This window comes from Pseudomonas jinjuensis (assembly GCF_900103845.1).
GTDB classification, from domain to species: Bacteria; Pseudomonadota; Gammaproteobacteria; order Pseudomonadales; family Pseudomonadaceae; genus Pseudomonas; species Pseudomonas jinjuensis.
In genome coordinates, this window is record NZ_FNIJ01000004.1 from 175,834 (window position 1) to 189,527 (window position 13,694).

The 13,694-nt window shown below is 63.6% G+C and carries 12 protein-coding genes; all 12 read right to left on the reverse strand.

Annotated elements, in window-relative coordinates; genetic code table 11:
* Positions 1–37: 37 nt before the first annotated feature.
* Positions 38–397, reverse strand: coding sequence for a helix-turn-helix domain-containing protein (locus BLR75_RS07180; RefSeq protein WP_084311875.1), 360 nt, complete (start codon positions 395–397; stop codon positions 38–40).
* Complete coding sequence (locus BLR75_RS07185; RefSeq protein WP_084311874.1) at positions 394–1,710, reverse strand: type II toxin-antitoxin system HipA family toxin; 1,317 nt, start codon at positions 1,708–1,710, stop codon at positions 394–396. The genes BLR75_RS07180 and BLR75_RS07185 overlap by 4 nt, the downstream gene beginning before the upstream one ends.
* 286 nt (positions 1,711–1,996) lie before the next feature.
* Complete coding sequence (locus BLR75_RS07190) at positions 1,997–3,622, reverse strand: NADP-dependent glyceraldehyde-3-phosphate dehydrogenase (protein WP_084311873.1); 1,626 nt, start codon at positions 3,620–3,622, stop codon at positions 1,997–1,999.
* Between the two features lie 62 nt (positions 3,623–3,684).
* The gene (tpiA, locus tag BLR75_RS07195) at positions 3,685–4,440 is read right to left on the reverse strand and encodes a triose-phosphate isomerase (RefSeq protein ID WP_084311872.1); all 756 of its coding nucleotides are present in this window, start codon (positions 4,438–4,440) and stop codon (positions 3,685–3,687) included.
* On the reverse strand, positions 4,437–5,756 hold the full coding sequence (gene eno, locus BLR75_RS07200; RefSeq protein ID WP_084311871.1) for a phosphopyruvate hydratase: 1,320 nt from the start codon (positions 5,754–5,756) through the stop codon (positions 4,437–4,439). Before eno ends, tpiA begins: the two co-directional genes overlap by 4 nt.
* Positions 5,749–5,895 (reverse strand): hypothetical protein, encoded by a 147-nt coding sequence (locus BLR75_RS26680; protein WP_169720249.1) that lies wholly within the window; start codon positions 5,893–5,895, stop codon positions 5,749–5,751. Before BLR75_RS26680 ends, eno begins: the two co-directional genes overlap by 8 nt.
* Before the next feature lie 12 nt (positions 5,896–5,907).
* Positions 5,908–7,353: a pyruvate kinase gene (pyk, locus tag BLR75_RS07205; protein WP_084311870.1), complete on the reverse strand. Its 1,446-nt coding sequence runs from the start codon at positions 7,351–7,353 to the stop codon at positions 5,908–5,910.
* Positions 7,354–7,401: 48 nt separating this feature from the next.
* A complete protein-coding gene (gene glpD / locus BLR75_RS07210; RefSeq protein WP_084311869.1) occupies positions 7,402–8,928 on the reverse strand; it encodes a glycerol-3-phosphate dehydrogenase in 1,527 nt (508 codons plus the stop codon).
* Between the two features lie 244 nt (positions 8,929–9,172).
* Positions 9,173–9,928: a DeoR family transcriptional regulator gene (locus BLR75_RS07215; RefSeq protein ID WP_084311868.1), complete on the reverse strand. Its 756-nt coding sequence runs from the start codon at positions 9,926–9,928 to the stop codon at positions 9,173–9,175.
* Between the two features lie 88 nt (positions 9,929–10,016).
* A complete protein-coding gene (glpK, locus tag BLR75_RS07220; protein ID WP_084311867.1) occupies positions 10,017–11,534 on the reverse strand; it encodes a glycerol kinase GlpK in 1,518 nt (505 codons plus the stop codon).
* Positions 11,535–11,603: 69 nt separating this feature from the next.
* The gene (locus BLR75_RS07225; RefSeq protein WP_084311866.1) at positions 11,604–12,401 is read right to left on the reverse strand and encodes an MIP/aquaporin family protein; all 798 of its coding nucleotides are present in this window, start codon (positions 12,399–12,401) and stop codon (positions 11,604–11,606) included.
* A gap of 556 nt (positions 12,402–12,957) precedes the next feature.
* Positions 12,958–13,671 carry a GntR family transcriptional regulator gene (locus BLR75_RS07230; protein ID WP_084311938.1) on the reverse strand — a complete coding sequence of 238 codons (714 nt, stop codon included), beginning with the start codon at positions 13,669–13,671 and terminating at the stop codon, positions 12,958–12,960.
* Positions 13,672–13,694: the final 23 nt, after the last annotated feature.

Here is a 13,694-nt window from a genome sequence, read left to right on the forward strand (position 1 = left end):
TCATCCACCGGTCAGGATGGTGGATAACGCTGGCGCGTTATTCACCCTGCGCGTTGGATTTCCGCGACACTGGCCGCGCGCCCCGCTTCCGGATCGCGACCCGGTTCTCCGCTGGAACGACCGGGCTGGTCCTGATCGAGCCGAGCGTCATGGTCATGCCGAACATCCGCAGGATGCCGTTGAGCGTATTGATCGTCGGATTGCCCTTGTCGCTTTCCAGCTGGTACAGGGCTTTCGTCGACATCCTGCACATGGAGGCGAAAGTCTCCTGGTCGAGCCCGGTCACCTCGACACGCAGGCGGCGTATCGAGGTTCCAAGCGTTTCCTTGCCCAGCGCATTCTGCAGCTGGATATCTTCGAGCAGCTTGTGGCGCTCTTCGGCCGGAAGGTTGTTCATAGCAGGCCCCATTCGCCCAAGCGGGCATCCAGGTTGCTCAAGGGAATCGACCGGGCAGTCCGCACTTCTTCCGGGAGGTCGACAAGCAGACCAGGCAGCGCTCGGAATTCCTGCGCCGCATCCTTCAACCGGCGCATCAGATGGTTCGGATCGAGCAGGCCCTCCAGGGATGCGCATACTGCCGCCCAGTCGGGCGCGCCTGATCGCTCGCTCTCCCATTTGGTGACACGTGTAACCCCTTCGGGATCGAGCACCATCGGGGCAAGATCGTAGATCGGCGCCAGCTGGAAGCGACCCTGGTAGCGGAAGATCGCGGTATTCCGGCCGTGGTTGTCCGAGTTGCCCAGGATGCGGTTGAGCAGGTCGCGCCGCACGTACTCGAATACCAGGCCCTCGACTTCATCGGACTGCTGGTTCGCCCGCCACAGGCCGGCCAGGCGGCGCAGCACGTCCTCATGTTTCATCGGCGAGCCCGGGACGGTATTTCCGCAGATCGAATAGACCGACTCCATCGGGATGCGCTCTACCCTGCCATCCACGATGCGCCGGTCGAAGCGAGGCATCCAGAGGCTGGGCTTGCCCGCCTCTTCCAGTGCCAACCCATCCATCGACACGGTATCCAGCCCCAGCTGCGAAATCGCCCTGTAGTAGTGATACTCGGCACGCAGGATGTTCTTGTCGCGCTCGGTCACCTTGTTGCGCGCGAACTTGACGAGCCAGTGACGGCGCACCTGTGCGTCAGCCAGCACCGCATCCGCATGCAGGCCACCTTTGGCATCCTCGGTCATCAGGAGCTTCGGAGCCTCTCCCTGAGCGCCCGTTGCGCCTCCGATGGCCGCGCCAAGTTCGTATGCGTACTCGAGGAATTCGTTCGACCTCTCCACGACCTCCTCGCGCGAAAAGGCGACGGTCCGGCCCAGATCGATATGTTCGAAGGATTCCTTCACTCGCAGATGTCCGATGGGCGCCGGCGTACAACGCTTCAGGAGAAAGAACTCCATGTCCATCCCTTCGGGCTTCTCGCTGGAGAAGCGCACTTCCAGCGACCTCCGGGCGGCGCCTGCAGGGACGATGTCGAAGATGAATGCCGGATAGCCCGTCTCGCGCACGAAGGTCCAGTTCATCGGCAAATTCACGCTGACCGCAGGCTCGAAAACCGACTCGACCCTGTCGATGAACTGCAGCAGATAGGCCTGGTCGTAGGCGACCGAACAGGCACCGTTGGCCACCTTCTGCGGGTTGTCGACAGTGAGCACCAGGGCGTCATGCCATTGGCCATCGACATAGGTCTGGATCGTGATCTGCTCGGGCATTCAGGGATTCCAGTTTCAGAACTTTAATGCCGAGTAGAATAGAAGTACTAGCCTTTATCGGCAATATAGTTCTGATATTCCTGTCTTCTGGCCATGCATTCAGCATTATAATGCTGAATTATTAAGCGTTCCCCTTCTGTTTCTTTGGGCCATGAACTCGAGAAGGCCCGCCGCATCCGCTTTCGCGGACTGGTCGTGCTGCCGCGAAGGCATTCGCCTCCGCGGCATCGCGCACGCCGACGCCATCCAGAATGATCAGGGTACGGGTGCTCATCGCCACCTCACTTCACAGGATGTAGTCAGTGCTCAGGAAGCCCGACGCACGATTGCGAATGATCGAACTGACCAGTGCCTTGTTGTCGTCCTGGAACCTGGTTGCCACCAGGGTGCGGATGGAGAACGCGCGCAGCGCGTCATGCACCGAGAGGGTGCCCTCGGCGGAGTTCTTGCGGCCGTTGAACGGAAAACTGTCCGGACCGCGCTGACACTGGGCGTTGATGTTGATGCGCCCCACCTGGTTGGCAAACGCGTCCACCAGCTTGCCGATTTCGTCCGGGTCATTGCCGAACAGGCTGAGTTGCTGGCCGAAGTCGGACTCGCGCACGTAGTCGATCACCTCGTCCAGATCACGGTAAGGCACTACCGGGATCAGCGGGCCGAACTGCTCCTCGTGGTAAAGGCGCATCGTCGGGCTGACCGGACTCAGCACGGCAGGATAGAAAAAGCTCTGCTGGTGGCGGCCGCCGCCCGGGTTGACCACCCTGGCGCCCTTGGCTACGGCATCCTCCAGCAGGGTGTCGAGGTAATCGATTTTCCCCGGCTCAGGCAGCGGGGTCAGGGCCACGCCGTCGTCCCAGGGCATGCCGGGCTTCAGTTTGCCCAGCCTGGCGCAGAACTTGTCGAGGAACGGTTCGAGCACCTCCTCGTGGACGAAGAGGATCTTCAGCGCGGTACAGCGCTGGCCGTTGAACGACAGCGCGCCGGTGAGGGCCTCGCTGACCGCGTTGTCCAGGTCGACCCGGGGCAGGACGATGCCGGGGTTCTTCGCATCCAGGCCGAGGGTGGCACGCAGGCGGTGCGGGCGTGGGTGCAGCTTCTTCAGGTCGCTGGCGACCTTGTTGGTGCCGATGAAGGCAAAGACGTCGATCTTGCCGCTCTCCATCAGCGCGCTGACCGTCTCGCGACCACTCCCGTAGATGATGTTTATCACCCCGGCCGGGAAGCTGTCGCGGAAGGCCTCCAGCAGCGGGCGGATCAGCAGCACGCCTAGCTTGGCCGGCTTGAACACCACGGTATTGCCCATGATCAGCGCCGGGATCAGGGTGGTGAAGGTCTCGTTCAGCGGGTAGTTGTAGGGGCCCATGCACAGGGCCACGCCCAGCGGCACGCGGCGGATCTGGCCGAGGATGCCCTGCTCCAGCTCGAAGCGGCTGGAGCGGCGATCCAGCGCCTTGAGGGCCTCGATGGTGTCGACGATATAGTCGCAGGTGCGGTCGAACTCCTTCTCGGAGTCCTTGAGGTTCTTGCCGATCTCCCACATCAGCAGCTTGACCACCGCCTCGCGTTGCTCGCGCATGCGGGCGAGGAACGCTTCCACATGCTGGATACGCTCGCCCACCCGCATCGTCGGCCAGGCGCCCTGGCCGTGATCGTAGGCCGCGACGGCGGCATCCAGGGCTGCCAGCGCGGCATCGGCATTCAGCAGCGGCGTGCTGCCCAGAACCACCTGTTCATCCCCCTGGTCACTGGCCAGGAAGATCGGGCTGCGCACAGTGGCCAGGGGGCCGTCCCAGCGCAGCAGCCCACCATTCACCAGGTACTCGCGCTGCTCGATGGGGGCTCCCGGACGGTACTGTTCGGGAATCTCGGCGACAGTGGGAAAAAAGTTATGCAAGTGACTTTTTGTGCTCATGGGTTGCCTCTTTTTGTCGTTGTCTGGGCTCCGGGAACGCGCGTCCCGTACGCAGAATGGTCTTAGTGCGCGGCGGCCTGGCAGATGGCGAGGAAAGCTTCCGGGTCCAGCGAGGCAGCGCCGATCAGGCCCCCGTCGATATCCGGTTGTGCGAACAGCGCGGCGGCGTTGTCAGCCTTGACGCTACCGCCGTAGAGGATCGCCGTGATCGCGGCGAGCGCGGGATCGTGCCGGGCCAGCGAATCCCGAATGAACCGGTGCACGGACTGCGCCTGCTCCGGGATGGCGGTCTTGCCGGTGCCGATTGCCCACACCGGCTCGTATGCGATCAACCCTGCGCAGAGGCCCTGTATGCCCGAACGACGCAGGACCGCTTGCAACTGGGCGGAGACAACCCACTCGGTCTTGTCCTGGAGGCGCTGCTCCAGGGTCTCGCCGACGCACAGGATAGGAACCAGCCCCGCCGCGAGGGCCGTGGCGAACTTTTCCGCCACTGTTTCGTCGCACTCGCCGTATAGGGTGCGGCGCTCCGAATGACCCACAAGCACGTAGCGGCAGCCCAGCTCCCTGAGCATTCCGCCGCTGACTTCGCCGGTGAAGGCGCCCTTTGCCGATGCGCCGAGATTCTGCGCACCTGGCGCTACGGCGGAGCCTTCCAGCAGGGCTGCGACCTGGGCCAGGTAGGGAAATGGCGGGCAGACCGCCAGGTCCACGCCCTCCAGCAGCGCAAGTTGCGGCAGCAACTCACCCAGCAACGCGCTATTGGCGGCCAGACTGCCGTTCATCTTCCAGTTGGCGACGATGCGTTTCCTTCTCATGCCGCACCTCCGCTGCAACGACGTTGCAGCAGCGCCGATGTGTCGTAAGGCGCCCTGCCCCTCAGCGCCTCCTCTATGCGCAGCAGTTGGTTGTACTTCCCTACCCGGTCCGAGCGGCACAGCGAGCCGGTCTTGATCTGCCCGGCGCGGGTCGCAACCGCCAGGTCCGCGATGGTGGTGTCCTCGGTCTCGCCCGAGCGGTGCGAGATCACCGCCGTGTAGCCGGCCTGCCGGGCCATGCGGATTGCATCCAGGGTCTCGCTCAGGCTGCCGATCTGGTTGAACTTGATCAGAACCGAATTGCCGATGCCCATGGCAATGCCTTCCCTGAGGATCTTGGTGTTGGTGACGAACAGGTCGTCGCCAACGAGTTGCACCTGCTTACCCAGCTTCCCGGTCAGATAGGTCCAGCCCTCCCAGTCGCTCTCGTGCATGCCATCCTCGATCGAGACGATCGGGTAGCGCTCGCACAGGCCAGCCAGGTAGTCGGCAAAACCCCTGGAGTCGAAGCGTTTGCCCTCGCCCGCGAGCCGATACTGGCCGTCGTGGTAGAACTCCGAGGCGGCGCAGTCCAGCGCCAGGGTGATGTCCTTGCCCAGCGTGTAACCGGCGCGCTCGACTGCCAGCTGGATCACCACCAGCGCTTCCTCATTGGAGGACAGGGATGGGGCGAAGCCACCCTCATCGCCCACTGCAGTGCTCAAGCCGCGCTCGGACAGAACCTGCTTGAGGGCGTGGAACACCTCGGCGCCCATGCGCAGGGCTTCCCTGAAAGTGGTCGCGCCGACCGGCTGGATCATGAACTCCTGGATATCGACATTGTTATCGGCATGCTCGCCGCCATTGAGGATGTTCATCATGGGCACCGGCATGCTGTAGGCGCCCAGCGTGCCGTATAGCTCCGCGAGGTGGGCATAGAGTGGCAGGCCACACGCCGCGGCAGCGGCGCGGGCGGTGGCCAGGGATACGGCGAGGATGGCGTTGGCGCCGAGGATGCTTTTGTTCTCGGTGCCATCCAGCTCGATCATGGCGTTATCGACTGCGCGCTGGTCGCGGGCATCGAGGCCAATCACCCGCTCGCGAATCGACTGGTTGACATTGTCCACCGCCCGCATCACGCCCTTGCCCTTGTAGCGCCCCGCACCGTCGCGTAATTCGAGTGCCTCGCGAGTGCCGGTCGAGGCGCCGGAGGGCACGCTGGCGACGCCTTCGACTCCGCACCGCAGCGTGACCACCGCCTCGATGGTGGGGTTGCCGCGCGAATCGAGGATTTCGCGGGCCAAGACCTGCTGGATCGAACATCTGGAGTTATGCATTGTCGTTCTGGTCCTGTACGGAAGTCGAAGCGGCGTCGCCCTCGGCGAGCAGCTCCTGTTGTTCGGAATGGGATGAGCGGATATCGAAGTCGCGCGGCCAGTCCCGGTCGGCTTGGTCATGCTGCATGCGGTACGGCATCGGGCCTCCCCCTCAGTTGATGACTTCGCCGACACGCAGGATGCGCAGGCTGTCGGTGCCACCCTGGGCTCCCGCATCACCCTTGGTGATCAGAACCAGGTCGCCCTCGGACACCAGACGGCGCTGCGCCAGCTCCCTGACCGCGCGGGCGTTGAGCTCGCTGTCGGTGATCCCGTCGTTCTCGAAGGGGATCGGGCTGACGCCGCGGAACAGCGCCACCCGGCTCTGGGTACGCGGATGGCGGGAGAATGCATAGATCGGCAGATGGGAACGGATGCGTGACATCAGCCGCGGCGTGTCGCCGCTTTCGGTCAGGCAGATGATCGCCTTGACCCCGTCCAGGTGGTTGGCCGCATACATTGCCGACAGGGCCACGGTCTCGTCGATCTTGTGAAACACCTGGTCTATCCGGTGCCTGGAGCGGTGCGCCAGCGGGTGCTTTTCGGCGCCGAGGATGATCCGCCCCATGGCCTCCACCGTTTGTACCGGGTAGGCGCCGGCGGCAGTTTCCGCCGAGAGCATCACGGCATCCGTGCCATCGAGCACTGCGTTGGCCACGTCGAAAACCTCGGCGCGGGTCGGCAGCGACTGACTGATCATGGTCTCCATCATTTGCGTGGCCGTGATGACCACCCGGTTCAGCGCGCGTGCCCGCTCGATGATCAGTTTTTGCAAGCCGACCAGTTCGGCATCGCCTATCTCCACGCCCAGGTCGCCGCGCGCCACCATCACCGCATCCGAGGCAAGGATGATCTCGTCCAGCACCCTGGCATCGGCGACTGCTTCGGCGCGCTCGATCTTGGCCACCAGTCCGGCGTTACCGCCGGCCTCCCGCATCAGACGGCGGGCATGCTGCATGTCCGCGGCATCGCGCGGGAATGACACGGCCAGGTAGTCGACCTGCATGCTGGCCGCGGTCCTGATGTCCTCGCAGTCCTTCTCGGTGAGCGCAGAGGCGGACAGGCCGCCACCCTTGCGATTGATGCCCTTGTTATTGGACAGCGGGCCGCCGACCAGCACCTCGCAGACCAGTTGGGTCGCCTCGACCTTGACGGTCTTCAGCTCCACGCGCCCGTCGTCCAGCAGCAGGATGTCGCCCGGCTGGCTGTCGGTGATGAGCGCCTCGTAATCGATGCCCACGCGCTTCGAGTCGCCAGCGTCCTTGTCCAGGGCCGCATCGAGGATGAACGACTGCCCCTTGTGCAGCATCACCTTGCCCTCGGCGAAACGCGAGATCCGGATTTTCGGTCCCTGCAGGTCGGCGAGGATGGCGACGAAGCGCCCGTGCCTGGCAGCCATCTCCCGAACCAGCGCGGCACGCGCCTGGTGCTCCTCGGCCTTGCCGTGGGAGAAGTTCAGGCGCACTACGTCGACGCCGGCGATGACCAGGTCTTCGATGGCCTCGGCCGTTTCGGTGGCCGGACCGAGGGTGGCGACAATTTTTGTTCTGCGCAGCATGGGTCTGCATCCTCCAGGGGGATTGAGTGTGTTCGCCGGGAAAAACATTCAGGAGGCCAGGACACGAACCTGGCGCGACATTGATTGCAGGTAAGCGCGCAGGTGCTCTTGCTCCTGCGAGCTGAGGAACAGGCCGAGCTTGGTGCGTCGCCAGAGGATGTCCTCGGCCTCGCAGGCCCATTCCTGCTGGCACAGGTAGTCGACTTCACGGGCGTGCAGACTGGCGCCGAAGTGCTCGCCGAGATCGGCGGGGCCGCTGACGCCCTCGAGCAGGCCCCAGGTCCGGCTGCCGTAGGTGGTTGCCCAGCGCCGGGCGAGCTCCGGGGCAATCCATGCATGCCGCTCGCGCAACTGCTCGGCCAGCGTCTGGCTGTCGCTCATCTGTTCTCCACCTGGCAGCGGCATCGTCGCGGTCCACGGCCGCCCCATCAGCGGGAAGCAGGGCTTCAGCAGCTCTAGCGCAGCCTCGGCCAGCTTGCGATACGTAGTGAGCTTGCCGCCGAACACCGACAGCAGTGGCGGTTCGCCGGCGGCGCCCGACAGCGCCAGGGTGTAGTCACGGGTCACCGCCGAGGGATCGTCGGATTCGTCGTTGCACAGGGGGCGAACACCGGAGTAGCTGTGCAGGACGCTGTCCCGGCTCAGCTGGTGCTTGAAGTGGCGGTTGACCACCGAGAGCAGGTAGTCGGTTTCCTCGTCACTGATCCGGACCCTGGCCGGATCGCCCTGGTATTCGCGATCGGTCGTGCCGACCAGCGTGAAGCGGCCCAGGTAGGGGATGACAAAGACGATGCGCCGGTCCTCGTTCTGCAGGATGTAGGCATGCTCGCCCTCGTACAGCCGCGGCACGATCAGGTGGCTGCCCTGAATCAGGCGGATGCCGTAGGGCGCCTTCTGCTCCAGGCCGGTTTCGATGAAACGGGCGACCCAGGGGCCGGCGGCATTTACCAGCGCCTTGGCGCGGACGGTGAACCTGCTGCCATCGGCATGCTCGAGTTGCAGGCACCAATGGTCCTGCCGGCGGCTGGCGGAAACACAGCGCGTGCGGGTCCTCACCTCGGCGCCGTGCTCGCGGGCAGCCATGGCGTTGAGCACCACCAGGCGGGCGTCGTCGACCGAGCAGTCGGAGTATTCGAAGCCGCGGCGGATCTCCGCCATGAGCGGGCTGCGAGAGTCGAATCGCAGGCTGCGTGAGCCCGGCAGCTTCTCGCGCTTGCCCAGGTGGTCGTAAAGAAACAGGCCGGCGCGGATCATCCATGCCGGACGCAGGTGCGAACGATGCGGCAGCACGAAGCGCAGCGGCCTCACGATGTGCGGGGCCTTGGCAAGCAGCACCTCGCGCTCGGCCAGCGCCTCGCGGACCAGGCGGAATTCGTAATGCTCCAGGTAGCGCAAGCCGCCATGGATCAGCTTGCTGCTGGCGGAGGATGTATGCCGGGCGAGGTCGTCCTGCTCACAAAGGAACACGGAAAGACCGCGCCCGGCGGCGTCGGCAGCGATACCCGCGCCATTGATGCCGCCGCCGATCACGGCGACATCGTAGAGCTCGGTATTGGAGGAATTGGAAGGGCTCATACGGGTTACCTTTTCTTAAACGAAAACGATAGTTCGTTTTCGAAAATACTATGATAACAAAACGAACATTTCCAGCTCGAATTCGCGCGTTTTCGAATTTTTCGCGCCCAGGGACGAACGGGCGATAAGGGAAAAACAGTGGAGGCTACTGGTAGCTGGGGATATGAGGGGGGAAGCGAAGGGAGGGTTTACGAGGTACGGCTAGCTCTGGCGGGTCAAGGCGCCCCCCAGAGCTCTGGTGCAGTCAGACGACTTCCAGCTTGATCTTGTGCTCGGCCAGAAGCTGCGCCAGACGCGGGGCTGGCTGGGCGTCGGTGAAGACGCGGTCGACCTGGGTAATGGAGCCAAGGCGGACCATGGCATTGCGCCCGAACTTGCTCGAGTCGGCTGCGAGGAAGACCTGGCGCGCGTTGTCGAAAATGGCCCGGGATACCCGCACCTCGCTGAAGTCGAAGTCCAGCAGGCTGCCGTCCTCGTCGATGCCGCTGATGCCGACCAGGGCGTAATCGACCTTGAACTGCTGGAAGAAGTCGACCGTGGCCTGGCCGACAACGCCGCCGTCGTTACGCACTTTGCCGCCAGCGACCAATACCTCGAAATCCTCCTTGGCACTGAGGATGTTGGCCACATGCAGGTCGTTGGTGATCACCTTGAGCGCTTGATGGCCAAGCAGGGCGCTGGCAATCGCTTCGGTGGTGGTGCCGATGTTGATGAACAGCGAGGCATGGTCCGGCACAGCAGCGGCGACCGCCTCCGCTATGCGCCGCTTCTCGTCGTGCATCTGGCCGACACGCATGGAGTATGCGGTGTTCTCGACGCTGGAGTCGTAGGCAGCACCACCGTGATAGCGCAGCAATAGACCCAGTTCGGAGAGCAGATTTATATCGCGACGAATAGTTTGCGGCGTGACGACGAAGGAGCGGGCCAGTTCTTCAATACTGGCGTAGCCGCGCTCGCGGACCAGTTCGAGGATGTTCTGTTGGCGGGGCGCTAAGTTCATATGGCGTTCCTTTTTAGCGCCCGCAGTATACCCCAACGAACATCCAGGCCAACCGCTCTCCCCTTCCAGGCGAGGTTCTGCCGGGCGATCAGTCGTCCTCGGTCCAGCGACGGGTACGCGCCACCGCCTTCTTCCAGCCGGCGATCAGTACCCGTCGATTGTCCTCGGAGCAATTCGGTTCGAACACCCGCTCGATCCGAGCCTTGTCGCGCAACTCGTCGAGACTGCTCCAGAAGCCGCTGGCCAGTCCGGCCAGGTAGGCGGCGCCAAGTGCAGTGACTTCCTTCACCGCCGGGCGCTCGACCAGCGTGCCGAGCATATCGGCCTGGAACTGCATGAGGAAGTTGTTGCTTACCGCGCCGCCGTCGACACGTAGCGCCCTGAGCGGCTCGCCAGCGTCGCGCTGCATGGCTTCAAGCACATCGCAGGCCTGGTAAGCGATGGATTCGAGCGCTGCCCGAATCAGGTGGTAGGTCTTCACCCCGCGGGTCAGGCCGAAAACCGCGCCGCGTGCATAGGGGTCCCAGTAGGGCGCGCCCAGGCCTGTAAAGGCGGGCACAAGATAGACGCCATGGCTGTCCTTGGCTTTGGTCGCAAAATATTCGGAATCGAACGAGTCGTCGATCAGCTTGAGTTCGTCTCGCAGCCACTGGACTGTCGAGCCAGCGTTGAAGATCGCCCCCTCCAGCGCATAGGCCACCTCGCCGCGGGGCCCGCAGGCGATGGTGGTGAGCAACCCATGTGCAGACTGCACGGCCTTGGCGCCGGTATTCATCAGCAGAAAGCAGCCTGTACCGTAGGTGTTCTTGGCCTGGCCGGGCTCGACGCACATGTGGCCGAACAGCGCCGCCTGCTGGTCTCCGGCGATGCCGGCGATCGGGATGCCGTCGTCCTCGTCGCAGCCGGCGATGCAGGCGTGGCCGTAGATTTCCGAGGAGGAGCGGACCTGCGGCAGCATTTCGCGCGGGATGTCGAGGATCTCGAGCATCCGGGCGTCCCAATCCAGGGTATGGATATCGAAAAGCATGGTCCGCGAGGCGTTGGTGAAGTCGGTGACGTGCACTCGGCCCTGGGTCATCTTCCAGATCAGCCAGGAGTCGACCGTGCCGAACAGCAGTTCTCCGCGCCGCGCGCGTTCGCGACTGCCTTCGACGTGATCGAGAATCCATTTGATCTTGGTTGCGGAGAAGTAGGGGTCAATGACCAGGCCGGTATGCTCCTTGACGTACTCCTCCAGCCCTCTGCTCTTGAGCTCCTCGCATATCGCGGCGCTTCGCCGGCACTGCCAGACGATGGCGTTATGGATCGGGCGACCGCTCTGCTTGTCCCAGATAATCGTGGTTTCGCGCTGATTGGTGATGCCGATGGCAGCCACCTGCCGGTGGTCGATGCCGGCTTGCGCCAGTGCTTCCACCAGGGTGGCGCTTTGCGTGGCCCAGATCTCCATGGGGTCGTGCTCGACCCATCCCGTCTGCGGATAGATCTGCGTGAACTCGTGTTGCGCCACGCTGACGATGTTGGCATCGCGGTCGAGCACGATGGCCCGTGAGCTGGTGGTGCCTTGGTCCAGGGCGACGATGTATTGCTTATTGTTGGTCTGGGTCATTTGGGTGGCCTTCTGGAGTTCGGGTGTAACAGGAGCGGGCCTCTTTGGCCCGTAGGAGGGCTGCGGCAGTCAGGTGTGGCTGGGCAGGTGGCGGGCGATCAGCCAACGGTAGGCGGCGGCGCCCAGGCAGGCGCCGAGAAGCGGAGCCGTCAAGGGGACCAGGAAATAGGGGATGTCCCGCCCGCCGGTCAGGGCGATGTCTCCCCAGCCGGCAAGGTAAGTCATCAGCCTGGGGCCGAGATCACGGGCAGGGTTCATGGCGAAACCGGTCAGGGGTCCCATCGAGCCGCCGATGACCGCGACCAGAAAGCCGATCAGCAGTGGCGCGAGAGGGTCGCGTGGCAGTCCGTTACCGTCGTCGGTCAGGGCCATGATCACGGTCAGCAGGATGCCGGTAATCACCGTCTCCACGACGAATGCCTGGCCGACCGAAAGCAGGGGGTTGGGGTAGGTGGAGAAGACCGAGGCCAAGGCAAGGCTGGCCTGGCTGCCGCGAACGATATGGTGGCTTTGTTCGTAAGCGAAAAAAAAGTTCGAATACAGCCAGTAGACCAACGCGGCGGACAGGAAGGCTCCCGTCAGCTGGGCGAGGATGTAGGCGGGCAACTTGCGGCGGTCGAAGCCGCCGAACAGGCACAGCGCGACGCTGACCGCCGGATTGAGATGGGCGCCGGAAATACCGGCGCTGACGTAGACCGCCAGACTTACTGCCAGGCCCCAGATCAGGCTGATCTCCCACAGACCGAGGTCGGCGCCACCGACCACGAGGGCGGCGACGCAGCCAGTGCCGAAGAAGATGAGAAGGGCTGTTCCGACGAATTCGGCCAGGCATTGGCCGAGGAGTGAGGGTGCGGGCATGTCGTGCATGGAGGTCTACCTGCGTTCTTGTATTTATTTTCGGACCTGACGGTCGCCGTGTTCGTTTTCGAAAAAATATACTCACAAACGAACACTGTCAATCATGCTCTGTAGATTCAATCGATGGATGCGACGCAATGAGTTCTGGGGCGCAGAAGGAGCACTTGAGATGAAGCAATGACCTCAAATCCATTACACCGAGAACCAGAGGAATTGGCAGGGATCGTAGGAAGCAAGGCGACTTGCTCCAACGATTGGCGCAGCTGTTCGTTCAGGACCATTCCTGGTCCAGCGCATGCTGGCGGAGACCGGCAGGATATGTCCGGCGGCCCGGATCAGTGGTGAGATCAGCCGCTATGGTGACTCGTGCTGCTTTGCGCCAGGCAGGCCGATCAGGCGGCCCGGGATCGGACCTGTCGCACCGGTATCTGCAAGCTTGTCCAGGACGCAGGACTGCCTCGGGTCGTGGCGGAGAAGCTCCTGGTGCAGCGGTGGCCACAACAAATAGCTCCGCCGCTTCGAGGTCCGGGCTCCATCCTTCCCACGCTCCCACATCCGGGCAGGGTCAGACCACCGCCATCTTCGCCGTCAGGTTCTGCTGCATGTAGTCGAGGAAGCGCCGCTGGAACAGCATGGTGTGTTCGTGGGCGGCCTTTTCCGCGGCGTCGGCGTCGCGGGCGGCGATGGCCTGGATGATTTCCTCGTGATCACGGCCGAGCTTGATCGAGCTGGCGGAGCTGACGATATGGTCGAAATGCAGGTGCAGCAGGCGCTGGCCTTCGCCGAGCAGGCGCTCGTAGTAGGTGATGAAGTACGGATTGCGCCCCGCCTCGGCGATGGCCATGTGGAAGGCCTTGTTCAGTTCCGACATCTTCTGGAAATCACCGCTCACCACGGCATCCATGTAGGCCTCGTCGGCCTTGCGGATGCGGACCAGGTCCTCGTCGCGGTGCTGCGTTGCCGCCAGGCGGGTGACGGCGCGCTGGATCAGGTCCAGGGCGCCGATGTAGTTGGGGAATTCCTCGATCTCGAAGGGCGTCACCAGGGTCGTGCGGTTCGGCAGGATGGTCACCAGGCCTTCGGTGATCAGGCGGGCCAGTGCATCGCGCACCGGTGAGCGAGACAGGCCGAATTGCGCGGCGAGGGAGACCTCGTCCAGCTGAACCCCGGGCTTGAGCTTCAGCGTGAGAATCTGCTTGCGCAGTTCCTCATAGATGTAGCGCCCGCCATGGCGGCGGCCGTTGCTCTCCCCTTCTGTTTCCTTTTCTTTCTTGGCCATCATCAGGTCTCGGAATATGCGGG

What these genes read in the sequence shown, in the direction of transcription:
- BLR75_RS07180 (WP_084311875.1), bottom strand. Translation starts at nt 397, where the DNA reads ATGAACAACCTTCCGGCCGAAGAGCGCCACAAGCTGCTCGAAGATATC.
- BLR75_RS07185 (WP_084311874.1), bottom strand. Translation starts at nt 1,710, where the DNA reads ATGCCCGAGCAGATCACGATCCAGACCTATGTCGATGGCCAATGGCAT.
- BLR75_RS07190 (WP_084311873.1), bottom strand. Translation starts at nt 3,622, where the DNA reads ATGAGCACAAAAAGTCACTTGCATAACTTTTTTCCCACTGTCGCCGAG.
- tpiA (WP_084311872.1), bottom strand. Translation starts at nt 4,440, where the DNA reads ATGAGAAGGAAACGCATCGTCGCCAACTGGAAGATGAACGGCAGTCTG.
- eno (WP_084311871.1), bottom strand. Translation starts at nt 5,756, where the DNA reads ATGCATAACTCCAGATGTTCGATCCAGCAGGTCTTGGCCCGCGAAATC.
- BLR75_RS26680 (WP_169720249.1), bottom strand. Translation starts at nt 5,895, where the DNA reads ATGCCGTACCGCATGCAGCATGACCAAGCCGACCGGGACTGGCCGCGC.
- pyk (WP_084311870.1), bottom strand. Translation starts at nt 7,353, where the DNA reads ATGCTGCGCAGAACAAAAATTGTCGCCACCCTCGGTCCGGCCACCGAA.
- glpD (WP_084311869.1), bottom strand. Translation starts at nt 8,928, where the DNA reads ATGAGCCCTTCCAATTCCTCCAATACCGAGCTCTACGATGTCGCCGTG.
- BLR75_RS07215 (WP_084311868.1), bottom strand. Translation starts at nt 9,928, where the DNA reads ATGAACTTAGCGCCCCGCCAACAGAACATCCTCGAACTGGTCCGCGAG.
- glpK (WP_084311867.1), bottom strand. Translation starts at nt 11,534, where the DNA reads ATGACCCAGACCAACAATAAGCAATACATCGTCGCCCTGGACCAAGGC.
- BLR75_RS07225 (WP_084311866.1), bottom strand. Translation starts at nt 12,401, where the DNA reads ATGCACGACATGCCCGCACCCTCACTCCTCGGCCAATGCCTGGCCGAA.
- BLR75_RS07230 (WP_084311938.1), bottom strand. Translation starts at nt 13,671, where the DNA reads ATGGCCAAGAAAGAAAAGGAAACAGAAGGGGAGAGCAACGGCCGCCGC.